Below are 17,640 nucleotides of genomic sequence, written 5' to 3' on the forward strand. Positions count from 1 at the left end.
TTTACAAGTGAGCACATGATTAAACTAGGCCTTATTGTAGAATTTGTTTTATACATGTATTTAGCAGACCTTATTGAAAATAAGAAAAATATACCTTAAGACGTTTCCCCTTCAATTTGAATTACTTTTCTTAATAACCACATCCTGGGCCAAAGTCATCTTAAAAATCGCTGTAACTCATAATTCCTCTCCCCGCCAAAACGTAACAATTTATGAGTATAAGAATATTTCCCAACCTTTAATGTAATGTAAAATTAGTAAGGATCTAAAAAATGTTAATTAAAAAAGAGTTAGAAGTGGTTTTTTGAAGAAATTAATATTATGGTTTTTATTAGCCACATTCTCCTAAATACTGTAGGATGTTCTAATAATACGAATACAATAACGGATAAATCTAACTGTATCAACAAAGCTTGGTACAAAAAAATATGTCATGTAATCATTTAAAAACATTAAATAGTTAATGATAAAGATCTAAAGAAAAGACACCCCAAAGTACCTTCCTCCGACTTGAACCAATAATATTCGGATGGATTTAAACAGAAGCATACATCTTTAATAAAGATGCAGGCTTCAAAATAAAAAAGTACACTAAAGCGCTAAGTAAACTCTTATTCAAAATTTTATATTAAGCACTAATATTTTAGAAGCAAGTTTATATATAAAACCTACAGAGATTTCCTGTAGGTTTTATTATATTTCAAGTGATTTCCAAATGAATTATGAGTGACTTTTTCAGTTTGGTTTTCAAAATATTTTTCTTTAACCATTTTTATCAGATTTTCTTTTTCTGTTAGTTCAAATATAAATAATGCTTTTTCATGTTATTTGCAACATCTTCTTCATTAGGTTGTTTAAGTTTCAATAAATTCCAAGCTTTTCCATAGTATAATTCACCTAGTAAATATAAAGTATTTAGATTAATAGCTAGTTTGATACCCATATCATTGTATTTTACTGCCTCTTCATGTTGATTTGCATGACCTAAAATTTTGCTAAATTAAAAATAATTTTCAATTTAATTTCTTTATCTCTAGGAAAATCTAACTTATTAAAATTAGTTAAACACCTTCTTAATATATTAATACTTTTTCATATTCTTTATTTTCCCATGGAATATAGCAATTGTCTGCATAATATCTATTTCTCTTTCTGATAAAAAATCAGAATTAGTTACAGTTAATTTTAATGCATTATTTAAAAATCTAAAGCAGTTTTTATTGATTTATCCACCATAAATATAGCAATTGCTTCATGCCATATTAAAAATTGTTTATCTTCTGTTGATTGGAAGTTATTTTCGTTTTCTCTTTTTCACTATTTCATAAAGTTCTTTGTATTGTTTTTGCTTTAAGCAATCTTTTATTACGCATTTTACATTTTCTACATATTTTAATTTTTTGTTTTGAGTTAATGCAAATATATTATTTGGGTCAATACCAAGTCTTTCTGATAATTGATATAACAATATACTAGATGGATAAATCACACCTTTTTCTATTTTGCTAATTTGACTTTGCGAACATATTCCATGACATAATTCGGATTGTGATATATTTTTTTTAATTCTAAGCTCTTTAATGGTAATACCCAAATCGTAAAACTCCATTTTCCCACCTACTATTTAGCACTGTATTAGTATAAGAGTATTCTCTAACTTTTAATGTAATGTAAAATTAATATAGTTGCAATTATTGATTGCTTCAAAGATTCTTCCCTATCGGTGCTAACACAAAAAACAGGTTAGGAAGAAAATCCTCTTCCTAACCTAGCCCTCCTCTCACTAGGGACGTTTTCATTCTCACGTCGTTTCTCTTAAGAAATTTCATATCAACAGAATAACACTATTGCCCCGCCGAACAAACTTACAAATACAATAAGAAGACATGAACATAGAGCGAGTAATTTCTCATCTCATCTACGCTTCCTTTTAACTGCAATTAGAAACGCAATAAATAATACATTCACACCAACGATTAAGGAGATAAATAACCAATTCACACCTGTTTCTCCGTTAACTTTATACACGTTTGATTCTTCACGCTTTAAAACGAGATAAAATTTTCCGTTTTCCTCTCTTATAATTTCATCCTGCAACAATCCTCTTAACTCTTGTTTTTCACCAATTGCACTTGCAGGTAAGGAGACTTTTTGTGTTTCTTTCGTATTATTAATTGCTACTAAAGTTACTTCATCTTTATATTTTCGTTTTAGTATACTCATCCCGCTCTTATCATACAGAAGCTCAAACGTACCGCGTCGTAAAGACGGTCTCGCCTGCCTAAGTTCACCTAGTTTTGTTATGTGCTGCATAAATTTTTCGTCTGACTTAAAATCCATTAATCGTCTATTATCGGGTACACTTCCTCCATCTAATGCAATTTCCGTTCCGTAATAAAAATTCGGAATCCCAGGTGATGTTAACAAATAAGTAAGCGCCAGTTTTAAACGTGATGGCGGATAATACATATTTTCTTTTGCAATACGCGCATATCTTTTTGTTTCTTGATCATCTAAAAACGTAACAAATTCCCCTTCTTTTTTACTCACATCGTATAACGATTTCACCGATACATCCGCTTCGGAAAACGATTCTACGATTTTTTCGTTGTATTCGCTATCCTCCTTTGTCATAATACGAAAATCTTTCTTTATCACTTGCATATCTTTTTGCGCGTTATCCCAAAAGGAACGCGGCTTTTTTTCACTATGTATAACATAACTTCCGTCTAAATCAACTTCTTTTATCCACCATTTCATTGCGTCAATTACCTGTCGTTCGTTTTCTCCAAGCGGAAATTGAAATACAACTTTCATTCCTTTTGCATGAGCTTCTTTTACAAGTTCTTTCACATCATTGTCTGTCCCGAAATGTTCATTTACCTTTTTAAAATTTCGCACGTCTAATCCATCGTACTTTCCACTTTCAAAAAGCGGCGAAAGCATAACGGTAGTAAAACCCATTTCTTTTATGTAATCCAACCTTTTTATAATTCCTCTTATATCCCCGCCTTGATACCCTTCTAAATTACCAACTTCTAATTGTTTGTCATTTTTCGGTTCTCCATTATTGAAGCGATCAATCATAATGGAGTATATAACTTCATCTTTCCACTCTCTTTTTTCGTCTGCAAAAGTATGTATTGGTACAAACAAAACAAAAGCTAAGCAAAAACAAATGAATAGTTTCCTAGTCCGTATTTTTCCCACACGCATCCCCCAAGTTTTTAATTGTAAGAATATTATACCAATTATCCGAGAGAAACGCATATGTCGATTTCAATCCTCACAAAATAATCTATGTTATATTTTCTGACATCATGTATATATTTTTCTGAATTTTTAGTTGATTTTTAGTTCTTTTTCGAATATGATATGAAACATAACAAAACGATGTTATTTTTTCTAACATTATAGGAGGAGAGCTCATGAATATGGGAGATACAGTTTTTATGTTTGTGACGACAGTAATGGTCATGTTGATGACACCAGGATTGGCACTTTTTTATGGAGGTATGGTTCGCAGCAAAAATGTACTCAGTACAACGATGCATAGTTATAGTGCAATGGCTATCGTTTCGATTCAATGGATTGTTATCGGCTATTCTTTATCATTCGGACCAGATTGGCACGGGCTTATCGGTACACTTGATTGGTTCGGTCTAAACGGAGTTACCTACGCACCAAATCCAGACTACTCATCTACTATTCCTCACAATTTATTCATGATGTTTCAACTCATGTTCGCCATTTTAACTCCAGCTTTAATTTCAGGTGCATTTGCTGAAAGAATGCGATTTTCTGCCTTTCTTATTTTTATCCTTTTATGGACAACGATTGTTTACAATCCTGTCGCTCATTGGGTATGGGGCGTCGGCGGGTGGCTAAGGGAACTTGGTGCACTAGACTTCGCTGGCGGAAACGTCGTTCACATCACTTCCGGAGTTGCTGGTCTTGTATTAGCTATTTTCCTCGGAAAACGAAAAAACATAAATGGTTCTTCTCCTCACCATTTGCCATTTACAATGTTAGGCGCAGGCTTATTATGGTTTGGCTGGTTCGGTTTTAACGTCGGCAGCGCATTATCCTTAAACGACGTAGCTTTAACTGCATTTATTAATACAAATATAGCCGCTGCTGCCTCAGCATTAACTTGGATGCTTTCAGAGTGGTTCTTCCAATCAAAACCGACTGCGATGGGAGCTGCTTGTGGCGCCGTTTCCGGTCTAGTCGCTATTACACCAGCTTGCGGGTTCGTTACACCTTTCTCAGCTCTTCTTATCGGAGCAATTGGCGGCGTATTATGCTTCGGAGCGGTCTTTTTCTTAAAAACAAAATTCGGATACGACGATACACTCGATGCATTCGGATGTCACGGCATCGGTGGAACTTGGGGCGGTATTGCGACAGGATTATTTGCAACTACTGCCGTAAACGGCGATGGCGCTAACGGATTATTTTACGGAAACGCCTCGCTGCTGTTGAAACAACTTGTAGCGATCGGCGCAACATATGCGTTCACAATTATAATGACGTATGCCATTATTAAAGCAATCAACTTCTTCCTCCCTGTCCGGGTAGATGAGCACGAGGAACATATGGGACTTGATATTTCGATGCATGGGGAGAAAGCTTATGAGTATACTGAGCGAGTGAACTAAAAAAGAGATGCAATCTATTAGTAATAGATTGCATCTCTTTTTTGCGCACCGGGCAACATACCCCACCTAGTATAACCGGAAATATATTAACGGTTTTTTGGATATATCAACGATTTTTCAAATATATCGATTGTTCCTTTCAATATATCAACGTTTCGACACAAGATATCGATTTACCAACAAATTCCGACATAACGAAACTGAAGAATACCCGCGTGTAACTTTACACATAAAAAAGACGACCGAAACCCAGTCGTCTTTTCCGATTTATTTCGGAGCATTTCCTACATATTGCGTAATATCAACATTTAATGCCTGCGCTAAACGCATACCGTATTCTTGATCTGCACGGAAGAAGTTACAAACAGCTAGTAATTTCGTGCGTTCATTTACGTCTTTCAAGTCATTTGTTAAGTTTGCAATTAAGTTATCTTGCTCTTCTTTAGAGAATGAACGGTAACGCTCACCTGCTTGTTTAAAGTCATTTGGTTTCTCAATTTTTTCACGAGATACATAGCCTTCTACTTTCATAGTTGAATCGCGGTAAGCTGGGTCTTCAACTGGATTTTCAGCATGACGGCTCGGTTCGTAGTTGATTGTAGATGGGTTTTGATTCACTTGCATCGCACCATCACGTTGTTGATTATGAACAGCTGCGTATGGGCAGTTTACAGGAATTTGTAAGTAATTTGCACCAAGACGATAACGCTGTGTATCTGGGTAAGAGAATAAACGACCTTGTAATAATTTATCTTCCGATGGCTCAATACCATTTACAGTGGCACTTGGAGAGAACGCTACTTGTTCTACTTCTGCAAAGAAGTTTTTCGGATTACGATTTAACGTCATTGTCCCTACTTCAATTAACGGGAAGCGATCTTCTGGCCATACTTTCGTTGGATCTAGTGGATCAAAGTCTAAAGAATCCATTTCATCTAATTGCATAACTTGTACGTGTAAATCCCATTTCGGGTGATTTCCTTTTTCGATCGCGTCGAACAAGTCACGAGTAGCATGATTGAAGTCTTTCCCTTGTACCTCTTGCACTTCTTTCGCATTTAAGTTACGTACACCTTGCTGTGGTTTCCAGTGGTATTTAATATAAACAATTTTACCTTCTTCATTAATCCATTTAAATGAATGGACACCGAAACCTTCCATTTCACGATAACTTGCTGGTGTACCGTAATCAGAAAATACCCATGTCATCATATGTGTAGATTCTGGACTTAACGTCATGAAATCCCAGTAACGATCTGGCGTTTGAATATTCGTATCAGGTGCTGGTTTTAAAGAATGTACCATATCAGGGAATTTAATTGCATCACGAATGAAGAAAACTGGTAAATGATTACCTACGATATCGTAGTTTCCTTCTTCTGTATAAAATTTAACAGCGAACCCACGTGGGTCACGTGCTGTTTCAGGAGAACCTTGACCATGAATAACCGTTGAAAAACGAACAAATACAGGTGTTTCAGTTCCTTCATTTTGTAAAAATGCAGCTTTCGTATATTGCTTCATACTATTTTTCGTTACGAATACACCGTGAGCACCTGCACCACGTGCATGCACAACACGCTCCGGAATACGTTCACGATCAAAGTGTGCAAGTTTTTCTACTAAATGATAGTCTTCTAATAATATTGGTCCACGACGACCAGCTGTACGAGAATTTTGGTTGTCTCCAACTGGAGCACCTTGGTTTGTTGTTAAGCGATTATTTGGATTCATCTAGGGGGATCCTCCTCTTTCTTTCATAGTAATTATTATTTGTTTAAAATTATTATAAACTAATTATTATTCAAAACTAGATCTTTGTCAACTATTTCCTTCACTTTTTTGGAAACAATTTCAGCCAAACAGTCGATAAATGCAGATTGCGCATTCGGCATATTTGGTCTAAAATATTTGGCATTTAATTCATCCGTTACAACTTTACATTCATAATCGTTGTCATATAAAACTTCTAAATGCTCCGCTACAAAACCAACTGGGCAATATATGAAAGATTCGTACCCATGCTCTTCATATAAATCTTTCGTTAAATCTTGCACATCTGGACCAATCCACGGATCTGGAGTATTCCCAGCACTTTGCCAACCGATTGTATAGTTTTGAATATTTGCAGCTTCTGCAATTAAATCTGCCGTATGCTTTAGTTGTTCTACATATGGGTCTCCTGCTGCAATAATTTTTTCTGGCAAACTATGCGCTGAAAAAATTACGACTGCTTTCTCTTTATCATCAATTTCTGTAAACGTTTCTTTTATTTGGTCTGCCCAATACGAAATAAACTTCGGTTCATCATACCATTGTTCAATTGATTCAATAACAGGACCACCGATTTCTTTTGAAAGACGAATAGCACGGTCATTATACGCTTTAATGCTAAATGTAGAATAATGCGGCGCTAATACGATACTAATCGTTTGCTCAATCCCATCACGCTTCATTTCTTCTACAGCATCTTCTATAAACGGAGCAGTATGTTTTAAACCTAAGTAACAAGTAAATTCATACTCTGTAAATATATTATTCATTGAATCTGTTAATTTATGCGCCTGTTCTTTCGTAATTTTTGCAAGCGGCGAAATTCCACCAATCGCTTTATAGCGCCCAATTAAATCTTCAAGCGCTTCTTCTGATGGCTTACGCCCGTGACGGATATGTGTATAATACGCCTCTACATCGTCTAATGATTCTGGTGTTCCATACGCCATTACGAGTAAACCTATTTTTTTCTTTTTCATCTATATAACACCTCAATTTTATAAATGAGAATCTTTTTCAAGAACATTTGTTTCCAATTATAACAACTAATAATAAATACGTAAAGATAATTATTCTAAATAAGGATTTTTTCTAATATGATTCTGAATTTTATATGACAATTTATTTAATAAAAAGCGACTTACTTATAAAGTAAGTCGCTTTTCTCCTATTCTTTAATATTTACCCCATATTCTTTAAACCAAACGTGAATTTGTGCTAAATGAGCTAAAAGCTGTGGCCCAGTCATCAATTGACCAAACCATGGTGTTTGAAATGCACTGCCGCCAGACTGAATTAATCCGCTCAACTGCTCTTTATCAAACAGTTCGTGTAAAATTGAACCTTTATCCGTTAATAGATTTTGAAGCCATACTGTTACTGCTTTTGTATAGTGCGGATTGTGCGTTTTCGGATAAGGACTCTTCTTTCTATATAAGATGTCATGTGGAAGTACACCTTCTAACGCTTTACGTAATAGACCTTTTTCGCGGTTTTTATACATTTTCATTTCCCAAGGAATATTCCACGCATATTCGACAAGACGATGATCTGCAAATGGAACACGTACTTCTAAGCTCGCTCCCATACTCATGCGGTCTTTTCTGTCTAATAATGTTGTCATAAACCATATCATATTTAAATAAAATAATTGGCGTCTTTTTGCTTCTAGCGGACTTTCCCCCTCTAAAATAGGAACTTCTTGAATCGACTCTTCATAGCGCCTTTGTACATATTGTTGTAAATTTAATTTATTTCTCCATTCTTTTTTTAGAAGTTGTTCACGTGCCTCTGTAGAACGCATCCACGGAAATGCACTCGATTGTAAATCATCTTCTCTATAAAACCACGGATATCCACCAAATATTTCATCTGCACATTCTCCAGATAAGCCAACGACAAAATCTTGTTTAATTTCTCGGCAAAACCATAATAATGACGAATCGATATCTGCCATACCAGGCAAATCACGAACGAGTACTGCTTCAGTTAAATACTCTGCTAATTTTTCATTCGAAATGACGCAGCGATGATGGGTTGTTTGAAATGTCTCAGTCATTAAATTAATAAACGGAGCATCTGAATTTGGCTGGAATGCATTCGCTTTAAAGTATTTGTCATTATCTTCGTAATCAATAGAATACGTGTGTAATTGCCCTTTTCCCGATCTCTCATATTCTTTCGCTGCAATAGCTGTAATAGCGCTCGAATCTACACCACCCGATAAAAAAGTACATAGTGGTACATCAGAAACAAGCTGTCTTGTAATAGCATCTTGTAATAAAAAGCGCGTTTTCTCTACTGTTTCTTCAAAAGAGTCTTCATGTTTTTTACTTTCTACATTCCAATATCTCCATATACACAAACCGTTCTTTGAAAATGTCATCGCATGACCTGGACGCAATTCTTTTATACCAGCATAAATACCGTGGCCAGGCGTTCTTGACGGTCCGAGCCCGAATATTTCTGATAATCCTTCTAACGTTACTTCCGCCTTCACATCTGGATGCGACAATATCGCTTTTAACTCCGAACCAAATAGTAAGCGTCCGCTATCATATTTATAAAAAAGTGGCTTTACACCTAATCGATCTCTCGCAATAAATACTTGTTCTTTCTGTTCGTCCCATACTGCAAACGCATATATACCGTTTAAATGATCGACACATTCTTCTTTCCATTCAATATAAGAAGCTAATAATACTTCTGTATCAGAATGACCTTTGAACGTATATCCTCTTCTTAATAATTCCTTTCGAATGTCTTCTGTGTTATAAAGTTCACCGTTATAGCAAATGGCGTAATTCGTTTCATCTTTTAAACAAGTCATCGGCTGTTTACCGCCCTCAGGATCCACAACGATTAACCGCTTATGCCCAAATGCGACATTTCCTTTAATCCAAACTTTATTATCATCCGGCCCCCGTTTCGCTAACGTCTCAGCCATCTTCGTAACGACATCTCTTTCTCCTTCTAATGAGCGTTTATAATCCACCCATCCTGTAATCCCGCACATATAAATCATCCTTCCATCTTATTTCTTTTCTCGAACGTGCAGTAATCCCCACCCTGTGAGTGCGGATCAAAAAAATGAAAAACTTGACGATAACCTACTATCCACATATGGAATAGCATTTTCACTCAGTAAAACGTGTTTTATTGTATGCCCACCTATGTCTATATGTGTCTAGTTATAAAGAATGCACGAACTGTCTATAACAGGAATAACTACTTTTCATAAAGGAGAAATCGTGTATGATACAACGTAAACATATTTTATATAATCAGCCCCGTGCTCATACAGTCGGTAATGTAGAATATATAAACAATGAGTGGGTATTCTTTGATGATGAAAATGATGAAGCGTTTTTATTAGAAGATATTGCCGAAGATGGGTTTGAAATTTTGTATAATAACAATTGGCTACCAGCCCGTTTCTATGAACAAGATGTATTACAAATCGCCAACGAGCAACACCATTTGCAAAATGGTGAAATGATACGTATTCGAAAAAAGTTACTTCTTAGCTATAATGAATGGCTGGAGGAATTACCTGACTCTGTCTTCACATTATTAACCGAATCATTGCAATCACTTCACTACTCTTTATATGATTGCATGTATTGTCATAATTATTTATCTTTCTTACCGCAAGAGGAGTCACGCGAAGGAGTAAATATTCTTTTGTTTGATAACGAAGAAATGATCTGTACACTGCAGCACCATTTCGTCCGTCACACTACGTCAAATAAAAATATGTTCCGTTTTACGAAAGTAAATGGAGAAGAGTTGCATATCGATGCGACATAAAGTGAAACTTTAATCAGCGGGGGAGCCCACTGATTATTAGCCTTCACCAATCTGATGTTTACGGGATAAAGTAAAAAACCACCTTATAATCTCCCAAGTCTTTGAGATTATAAGGTGGCTTTATTTTTTATTAGAATACTTTCCAGCCAATCGGTAATTTCAGCCCAAGGTAAAATACTGCTACTAGCGCAACAATAAATAAGCCCCAAACCGCCCCTGTTGGTTTGTTTTTGCTCATTTTCACAAGAACCATTTCCATTCCACCGATAACTAAAATACCAGCTAACATTTTTAAGCCATACCACATGTGCATGCTACCTGTTGCTGTCTTCACAATACTCATGTACAACATGAAGCCTGTCACAATAATAATGATATACATTAGGCGAAGCCCCATATGTACACCTTTCCCTTTTCTTCCTGCTGAATAAAGTGAATACGCAACGAAGAATAAAATTAAACCTAACGCCCATGCTGTAATATGCATATGTACCATCGTATCCCTTACCTCCTCTTTTCACACTTTTTCACTCTATATGATAACATGTTCATTTATTTTCAGGAAATGTTTCGCTTTTTTACATTTAAATGCTATAATATTTAGAGTATTTACAAACTTCTTGTAATAACAAAAGGGGGAACAATCATGATTCAAACTAAGGATATTATCGAACTTACAGACACATACGGAGCAAATAACTATCACCCACTTCCAATCGTTATTTCTAAAGCAGAAGGTGTTTGGGTAGAAGATCCTGAAGGAAACCGCTATATGGACTTATTAAGTGCATATTCTGCAGTAAACCAAGGTCATCGTCACCCGAAAATTATTAACGCTTTAATTGACCAAGCTAATCGTGTTACGTTAACTTCTCGTGCTTTCCATAGCGATCAATTAGGTCCTTGGTACGAAAAAGTTGCGAAACTAACTAATAAAGAAATGGTACTTCCAATGAATACAGGTGCTGAAGCTGTTGAAACTGCAATTAAAACAGTTCGTCGCTGGGCTTATGATGTGAAGAAAGTGGAAGCAAACCGTGCTGAAATCATCGTTTGTGAAGATAACTTCCACGGACGTACAATGGGTTCTGTTTCTATGTCTTCAAATGAAGAGTACAAGCGTGGATTCGGTCCAATGCTTCCTGGCATCGTTGTAATTCCTTACGGTGATTTAGAAGCATTAAAAGCCGCAATTACACCAAACACAGCAGCATTCATTTTAGAGCCAATTCAAGGTGAAGCAGGAATTAATATCCCACCAACTGGTTACTTAAAAGAAGCTTTTGAAGTATGTAAAAAAGAAAACGTTTTATTTGTAGCAGATGAAATCCAAACTGGCTTAGGCCGTACTGGTAAAGTATTTGCTTGTGACTGGGACAATGTAACTCCTGACATGTACATACTTGGTAAAGCACTTGGCGGCGGTGTGTTCCCAATCTCTTGCGTAGCAGCAAACCGCGACATTTTAGGTGTATTTGAGCCAGGTTCTCACGGTTCTACATTCGGTGGTAATCCACTTGCATGTGCTGTTTCTATCGCGGCTCTTGAAGTGTTAGAAGAAGAAAAATTAACAGATCGTTCTCTTCAATTAGGTGAAAAATTAGTTGGGCAATTAAAAGAGATTGATAACCCAATGATCACTGAAGTTCGTGGTAAAGGTTTATTCATCGGTATCGAATTAAACGAGCCAGCTCGTCCTTACTGTGAACAACTAAAAGCAGCTGGTCTATTATGTAAAGAAACACACGAAAATGTAATTCGTATCGCACCACCTCTAGTAATCTCTGAAGAAGATTTAGAGTGGGCATTCCAAAAAATTAAAGCTGTATTATCGTAATGATAGAGAGGTTGTCCGACATGTTGGGACAACCTCTTTCTTTTTATATTCATTTATATTAAGATGAAATTGTAATTTTCTGTATTTTAAAATCGTAAAGGAGGTGCGACATGCTATTAAGATATGGTAAACATATTAACTATTTAGCTACAGCTTTTATTTTAGTTACATTCTTTGGTTTCCTACTTTCCACAACATGGCTTCATTACTCAACTCCTACTACACTCACACTACTGAAAGCATCATTTTGGACTGCTGTTATTCTTACTATCATTGGTTTTGGACGAGAAAAAAGCGCACTTACGGTTATACTATTTGGCATTTGTACACTTGCATTCATTGGTCTTTACACTTTTGCCGTTATCGATTACCTCTATAACCCAAGGCCATAAAAAAAGAGCTATCTTGGTCATCTCCCTGTCAAGTAGACAGTAATAAAAAGAGTATTATGCCACGGCCTTTTCCCGATATTCTATCGGGGAAAGGCCGTGAAGTTTTTCTTGGAACCTTTCTGTATTATAGAATTGAATATATTCTTGAATTGCTTGATAAGCCATTTCATATGTTTTTGGGCGCACTAAATACAACTTCTCTGTTTTTAAATGTGAGAAGAATGATTCGATACACGCATTATCAAAACAGTTTCCACGTCTAGAATGACTACCGACAAATCCTAATCTTTCTAACTGCTTTGCGTAAGATTTTGATGTATATTGAAACCCTTGATCTGAATGTAAAAGGGGCTTAATGGATAAGGATTTCCCCTCTAATTGTTGTAATGTAGTTAAAACCAAATCTAAATCATTTCTTCGAGATAGCTTCCAAGCGACAATTTCATTGTTATATAGGTCTAACATGGCTGACAAATAAGCAAACTGGTCTCCAATTCGTACATAAGTAATATCCGTTACATATTTTTGATTTTGTTTGTCCGCTTGAAACTCTCGGTTCAAATGATTTTTAAATATCACCGATGTTTTCCTTCCGTAAAATGGACGTTTTTTCCGGATGATAGATTGGATGCCTAATTCTCTCATGAGACGGCGAACACGTTTATGATTCATTACCATTCCTTCTCGAGCTAAAGCACGAGTCATGCGTTTATACCCATAGTAAGGGTGCTGACGATGAATAGATAAAATATGTTCTTTATGCCACATATCCCTTTTCTGACGTAAACGCTCTACGTTATGATATTTCCGCCATTTATAGTAGCCAGCCTTAGAAACTTCCGCGAATTGAAACAGCCATCGAAGTGGATAGGCTTGGCGTAATGAATCGATAAGAGAAAATCGTTCTTTCTTTAGGACCATTCCTTCCCGTGTAGATTTGGATTGCGCTTTTTTAAATACTCAACCTGCGCCTTCAAATAAGCATTTTCTTCTTCTAGACTATTAAAATTCTTTCGATTCCAGACACCACGTTGATCCTCAAAGGACTCCCCCTGTTGCGCACGTTTTACCCACTCAATAATCTGAGCATCACTCTTCACACCGAGTTGTTCACGAATTTCTCGCAATGATTTTCTCTCTTCTAATCGAAGACGAACTGCTTCTTGCTTTAGTTCTTCTGTATATTTTTGAAATGATTGTCCTTTTCTTGCCATAAAAAAATCCCCTCCAGATAAAACAGTATTGAGTCCATCATATCAGATGGACTCTTTTTTTACTGTCTACCTATAGGGGATAATACCATCTTTTAACAAGATAGCTCTTTTCTTTATTTCACTACATTTCGTAAAGTACCAATTCCTTCTACTGTAATGACCACTTCATCACCAGCATGTAAAAACTTCGGTGGTGTAAAACCTTTTCCGACACCAGCCGGCGTTCCTGTTGCGATAATATCACCTGGTTCTAAAGTCATTCCTTTACTTATCGTTGAAATAATTTCTTCTATTGAAAAAATCATTTTATTTGTGTTAGAAGTTTGCCTTACTTCCCCATTTACTACCGTTTCAATGTGTAATGCATTCGGCGCATTAACCACCGATTTATGAATTAAATACGGTCCCATCGGACAAAATGTATCGAAGCTTTTCCCAAGGAAAAACTGTTTATGTTTTCTTTGAATGTCTCGAGCTGTTACATCATTGATAATCGTATAACCAAAAACATGCTCAAGCGCTTTTTCTTTTTTTATTTGCTTCCCTCGCTTACCAATAATGATAGCTAATTCTCCTTCATAATCTAGTTCGTCCGTTGCATGAGGGTGACCATTAATTTGCTCATTTATGCCAATAACTGTTGTTGGGGCTTTCGTAAAGATCATTATATTTTCTGGAATAGACTCTACTCCGCCCATTTCTACCGCATGCTCACGATAGTTTTTTCCAACGCACAAAATATTCTTTCTTGGCCTTGGAATCGGCGCTAATATTTTCACCTCTGTTAACGGATAATACGCCGCTTCCCCGTTCTCTTTTGCCCAATTTACAATTTCACATACTTTCTCAAAGCATTCAGTCCCTCTTTCAATACACTCTAACATTGTAATAGGGATTGTAACCTTTTCCCCTTTTTGTCTTTGCGCTTCTCTTAAGTGTAATACCTTTTCTTCTTCTTCATCTACAATACCTACAAATACCTTTTCTTCTTTCTTCGCCGTTACAAAACGCAATATTTCCACTCTCCATCCTAAAACTCATACCCTTTAATTGTATTCGCATCCGCAAGAAAAAAACCTTCTCATGCACGCTAATTTTTACAATATTCTTCTCATCCCCTATTCGTTACCCCTTTATCATTTGGCATAAAATGTAGAAATTTTACTTTTTTTAGCGAACGCATTTCTTTTTTATGAAGTTTTTGTATAATATGTACTACATATATACTAAAAATTTCATTTAGAGATGGAGCCGATTTCAATGTTTGAGCAAGCGATTGAAAAAAAACGTGAAAAAATGATTTATTTTGCTGAACGCTATGGAATGACTTCTCAAAAAACAGTGGATTGTAGCCAAGAACTGGACAGGCTCTTAAATGTAATTTGTCATGTACATACGGATTTACACCCTAATCAAACGTTCAAAACACACACGCAATAATGCGTGTGTTTCTTTTATTTCAAAAAAATACACATTTTATTGGAAACGCCCATACAATAGTAGAAAAGAAAATTTTAAAAACGAAGGGTGTTTTGTATGCCAGCTATGGTCGGACATATTCGTATCGTCAATATTGGATCAAGTGGTATTTTTCATATTGGAGATGTATTTGCGATTAGGCCTATTAGTTACTCACGTGCTTTCGCCGGGGCCGGCTCTTTCAACGTTGGAGATAATGTTTCTGTCTACAATTATCAAAGTGCAACGACTGTCAACGATTCAGATGTAATCGATCAAGCGATAATTGGCTCAACTTAAAGGAGGCAATTGCATTGAATTTTTATGTAAACCAAAGTATCATCATCAACAGTATTAAAATTGATAGCATTACAACCTCTTCTGTGTTCCAAATTGGTACTGCCGGAAGTATTAAAGCCCTATCTAAATTTTCAAATACGGGCGGATTTACGGAACCGCTTCGCCCATTACAGGCAAAAGGACAAATTATTTCTATCAAACCATCAACTAGTTCTTCTTAAGACATCCTTGTCATAAATATATAGCAGGAATATTTTTACCCTCCCTATTGAAAAGGAGGTTTCACAAATGAATCAAGATATATATACTTACTTACACCAACTTCAACAAGCTCTTCAAACACAACAAGCAGCCATCCTAAATTTAGAAGATCAAGTGCGCCAACTCCAAGAAGAGCTTAACGAATTAAAAAATCGCCCCTCCTCTTCTGTAGGAAAAGTGGAATACAAATTCGATCAATTAAAAGTCGAAAATTTAAATGGTACTTTAAATATTGGTTTAAACCCATTTTCAGCAAAAGGACAACAAATTGAAGATTTTCAAGTGGATACAGAAACATTGAAGGTAAACCCTGAAACCGAAACAAACCCAGACTTTTATCAAGGTATCCTCCAAGAAATGCATCGATACTTAGATGAAGAAGCATATAATCGTATTCTCCATTTTGAACAAGAAGAGAGAACACCGCTTGATGAAATGTATCGACAAATGATGGTGGATGACATAAAAAAACAGATGGAGCATCGACTCCCTTATTATTTATCACAAGCGCAATCATATGAAGGTATTTCAACAGATCCAGATTATTTACGAGATATCATTATTCAGGCAATGAAACAAGATATTGACAAAGCCTTTCTCTCCTTTATTCAGCACATACCGGGAAATTTCCGAAAGGAGTAAGTATGTATGAACCTTAACGTTGTAAACCGTGAGTTAAAAGTCGGACAGATTAAAATGAACGGTGTATCGTCGTCCGCACTCTTTTTAATTGGAGATGCAAATCTCCTCATTCTATCTTCTATTCTCGATACACCATTTGAAACAGTTACAGAGGGTCCATTTGTACCATTAGTAACAGATGTCCCTCCTACTCCAGGTTAAGGAGACTGAAAAATTATGTTGCATCATGTGTCCATTGTCCAAAATGTTTCTATTATTTCTTTAGGGATTACTGCCGTATTTCAAGTTGGAGATGCAAACCAAATGGAATTAAAAAGTAGAGCTATTGCCGTCCACCGTGAAATTCCTTTTTATATACGGGGAGAAGGTCGCTTTGATGCTTTTGAAATCTTTACAGATGAACACATTACAATTCCAAAACGAACGACAGATGTAAAATTAAATATTGTAAATGAATGCCCTTTTATTGAAGTGAATAACGTTGAATTGCGGACACTTTTAAATTCTGGTTGCTTTCAAATTGGAAATGTTGATTATGGTTTTAATAACTCTCGTATTATACAAATCCGCCAATATATTACGGATGAACCTTCCGCACAATAATTCATATAGTAATTAAAAAGCTTAGTAAAGTAGGTGGATGGTATGCCTTCAGTTGTAGGAAATCTCGTCGTGCAAAACAGTAACGGCTCTTTCAACTTAGGAGATTTTTATAACGTATCTCCGAAAGAAAACACGAAAGCCTATAACGGATCTGGAGCTTCCAATGTTGGGTTTGTCGTGAATACGTTTAACGGTGTTAGTGCAACGAATACATTTGATTCTGATGTGGCAGATCAAGATCAGATTGGAACAGCGTAAAAAAAGTAGGAGATATTCTCCTACTTTTTTCTTTTATGTAATTCAAAATTATTAAAATGAAATTTTAATAAGCAAGAGCTTCACTGTCCACAAATAGTGGTATAAACACGTAAGTAGTGAAGAGGCACTATTTCATTTTATTTAAATGATAACCCACTCTCCTCCAAAGCCTTCCTAAGCTTCGGCAAAGACGCAGGTCCCATACCATGCAGTTTTAAAATTTCTTTTTCACTATATTTTGAGAGTTCTTCTACAGTTTGAATTCCACGGTGCTCTAATGCCCTTCTTGCTGGCGCTGAAAGAAGAGAGAGAAAACCTTCTTTTGGTTTTCTCTCTTTCTCACAGACTGGGCAAGTTGGACAATCGCTACTTTTATAGTACTCGTGTCCCTGTTCACAAGTTCTTAACGTTTTTTCCGTTACCATTTTCAA

19 protein-coding genes and 1 pseudogene are annotated in these 17,640 nt (G+C 36.0%); 11 read left to right on the forward strand and 9 right to left on the reverse strand.

The genetic code is table 11. The features are described 5' to 3' along the window. Positions 1-668: 668 nt before the first annotated feature. Together IQ781_RS09735 and IQ781_RS09740 are read right to left on the reverse strand one after the other, a co-directional pair. Positions 669-1,609 (reverse strand): annotated as a pseudogene (locus IQ781_RS09735) (helix-turn-helix domain-containing protein). Positions 1,610-1,914: 305 nt separating this feature from the next. After that, complete coding sequence (locus IQ781_RS09740) at positions 1,915-3,270, reverse strand: alpha-amylase family glycosyl hydrolase (RefSeq protein WP_013141814.1); 1,356 nt, start codon at positions 3,268-3,270, stop codon at positions 1,915-1,917. 158 nt (positions 3,271-3,428) lie between these two features. On the opposite strand from IQ781_RS09740, the gene IQ781_RS09745 reads away from it, so the two are divergent. Continuing rightward, positions 3,429-4,661, forward strand: coding sequence for an ammonium transporter (locus IQ781_RS09745; protein ID WP_001055855.1), 1,233 nt, complete (start codon positions 3,429-3,431; stop codon positions 4,659-4,661). A gap of 267 nt (positions 4,662-4,928) precedes the next feature. Here IQ781_RS09745 and katB read toward each other — a convergent pair whose 3' ends face one another. From katB to asnB, 3 genes are all read right to left on the reverse strand, one after another. Continuing rightward, positions 4,929-6,395, reverse strand: coding sequence for a catalase KatB (gene katB, locus IQ781_RS09750; RefSeq protein ID WP_139847210.1), 1,467 nt, complete (start codon positions 6,393-6,395; stop codon positions 4,929-4,931). Positions 6,396-6,454: 59 nt separating this feature from the next. Beyond that, positions 6,455-7,414, reverse strand: a complete 960-nt coding sequence (gene hemH, locus IQ781_RS09755) for a ferrochelatase (protein WP_000727377.1) — start codon at positions 7,412-7,414, stop codon at positions 6,455-6,457. Positions 7,415-7,602: 188 nt separating this feature from the next. Continuing rightward, on the reverse strand, positions 7,603-9,450 hold the full coding sequence (gene asnB / locus IQ781_RS09760) for an asparagine synthase (glutamine-hydrolyzing) (protein ID WP_000334000.1): 1,848 nt from the start codon (positions 9,448-9,450) through the stop codon (positions 7,603-7,605). 239 nt (positions 9,451-9,689) lie between these two features. Here asnB and IQ781_RS09765 point away from each other — a divergent pair, with 239 nt between their 5' ends. Next, positions 9,690-10,244, forward strand: coding sequence for a DUF2777 domain-containing protein (locus IQ781_RS09765; RefSeq protein WP_000616046.1), 555 nt, complete (start codon positions 9,690-9,692; stop codon positions 10,242-10,244). Positions 10,245-10,374: 130 nt separating this feature from the next. Here the strand turns inward: IQ781_RS09765 and IQ781_RS09770 are convergent, their stop codons facing one another. Continuing rightward, positions 10,375-10,740 (reverse strand): YisL family protein, encoded by a 366-nt coding sequence (locus tag IQ781_RS09770; RefSeq protein WP_000233494.1) that lies wholly within the window; start codon positions 10,738-10,740, stop codon positions 10,375-10,377. 150 nt (positions 10,741-10,890) lie between these two features. On the opposite strand from IQ781_RS09770, the gene rocD reads away from it, so the two are divergent. After that, positions 10,891-12,081 (forward strand): ornithine aminotransferase, encoded by a 1,191-nt coding sequence (gene rocD / locus IQ781_RS09775; RefSeq protein ID WP_139847211.1) that lies wholly within the window; start codon positions 10,891-10,893, stop codon positions 12,079-12,081. A gap of 110 nt (positions 12,082-12,191) precedes the next feature. Next, the gene (locus IQ781_RS09780; RefSeq protein WP_000926857.1) at positions 12,192-12,473 is read left to right on the forward strand and encodes a hypothetical protein; all 282 of its coding nucleotides are present in this window, start codon (positions 12,192-12,194) and stop codon (positions 12,471-12,473) included. 54 nt (positions 12,474-12,527) lie between these two features. On the opposite strand, the gene IQ781_RS09785 is transcribed toward IQ781_RS09780, so the two are convergent. Both IQ781_RS09785 and IQ781_RS09790 read right to left on the reverse strand, forming a co-directional pair. Then, a protein-coding gene (locus tag IQ781_RS09785) for an IS3 family transposase (RefSeq protein ID WP_139847301.1) occupies positions 12,528-13,687 on the reverse strand; the annotation gives its coding sequence in 2 pieces (ribosomal slippage) (positions 12,528-13,429 and positions 13,429-13,687; 1,161 coding nt in all). A 113-nt stretch (positions 13,688-13,800) separates the two neighbouring features. Further along, the gene (locus IQ781_RS09790; RefSeq protein ID WP_001213071.1) at positions 13,801-14,700 is read right to left on the reverse strand and encodes a fumarylacetoacetate hydrolase family protein; all 900 of its coding nucleotides are present in this window, start codon (positions 14,698-14,700) and stop codon (positions 13,801-13,803) included. Positions 14,701-14,947: 247 nt separating this feature from the next. Here IQ781_RS09790 and IQ781_RS09795 point away from each other — a divergent pair, with 247 nt between their 5' ends. The 7 genes from IQ781_RS09795 (at position 14,948) to gerPF (ending at position 17,209) form a co-directional block, all read left to right on the forward strand. After that, the gene (locus tag IQ781_RS09795; RefSeq protein WP_000462841.1) at positions 14,948-15,127 is read left to right on the forward strand and encodes an aspartyl-phosphate phosphatase Spo0E family protein; all 180 of its coding nucleotides are present in this window, start codon (positions 14,948-14,950) and stop codon (positions 15,125-15,127) included. 96 nt (positions 15,128-15,223) lie between these two features. Further along, a complete protein-coding gene (gene gerPA / locus IQ781_RS09800) occupies positions 15,224-15,445 on the forward strand; it encodes a spore germination protein GerPA (protein ID WP_001111187.1) in 222 nt (73 codons plus the stop codon). A 14-nt stretch (positions 15,446-15,459) separates the two neighbouring features. Continuing rightward, positions 15,460-15,666, forward strand: coding sequence for a spore germination protein GerPB (gene gerPB / locus IQ781_RS09805; RefSeq protein ID WP_001012508.1), 207 nt, complete (start codon positions 15,460-15,462; stop codon positions 15,664-15,666). A gap of 67 nt (positions 15,667-15,733) precedes the next feature. Further along, positions 15,734-16,348 (forward strand): spore germination protein GerPC, encoded by a 615-nt coding sequence (gerPC, locus tag IQ781_RS09810; RefSeq protein ID WP_001070760.1) that lies wholly within the window; start codon positions 15,734-15,736, stop codon positions 16,346-16,348. Between the two features lie 6 nt (positions 16,349-16,354). Beyond that, entirely contained in the window at positions 16,355-16,549 is a 195-nt protein-coding gene (gerPD, locus tag IQ781_RS09815) for a spore germination protein GerPD (protein WP_001052807.1), read from the forward strand. Positions 16,550-16,564: 15 nt separating this feature from the next. Next, positions 16,565-16,951 carry a spore germination protein GerPE gene (locus IQ781_RS09820; protein WP_000902324.1) on the forward strand — a complete coding sequence of 129 codons (387 nt, stop codon included), beginning with the start codon at positions 16,565-16,567 and terminating at the stop codon, positions 16,949-16,951. 42 nt (positions 16,952-16,993) lie between these two features. Next, positions 16,994-17,209, forward strand: a complete 216-nt coding sequence (gerPF, locus tag IQ781_RS09825) for a spore germination protein GerPF (RefSeq protein ID WP_001141566.1) — start codon at positions 16,994-16,996, stop codon at positions 17,207-17,209. Between the two features lie 137 nt (positions 17,210-17,346). Here gerPF and IQ781_RS09830 read toward each other — a convergent pair whose 3' ends face one another. Then, positions 17,347-17,634, reverse strand: a complete 288-nt coding sequence (locus IQ781_RS09830) for an RNA polymerase alpha subunit C-terminal domain-containing protein (RefSeq protein ID WP_000255728.1) — start codon at positions 17,632-17,634, stop codon at positions 17,347-17,349. Between the last annotated feature and the right edge of the window lie 6 nt (positions 17,635-17,640).

Origin of the sequence: Bacillus sp. N447-1 (genome assembly GCF_022701035.1) — a bacterium.
Lineage (GTDB): Bacteria > Bacillota > Bacilli > Bacillales > Bacillaceae_G > Bacillus_A > Bacillus_A cereus.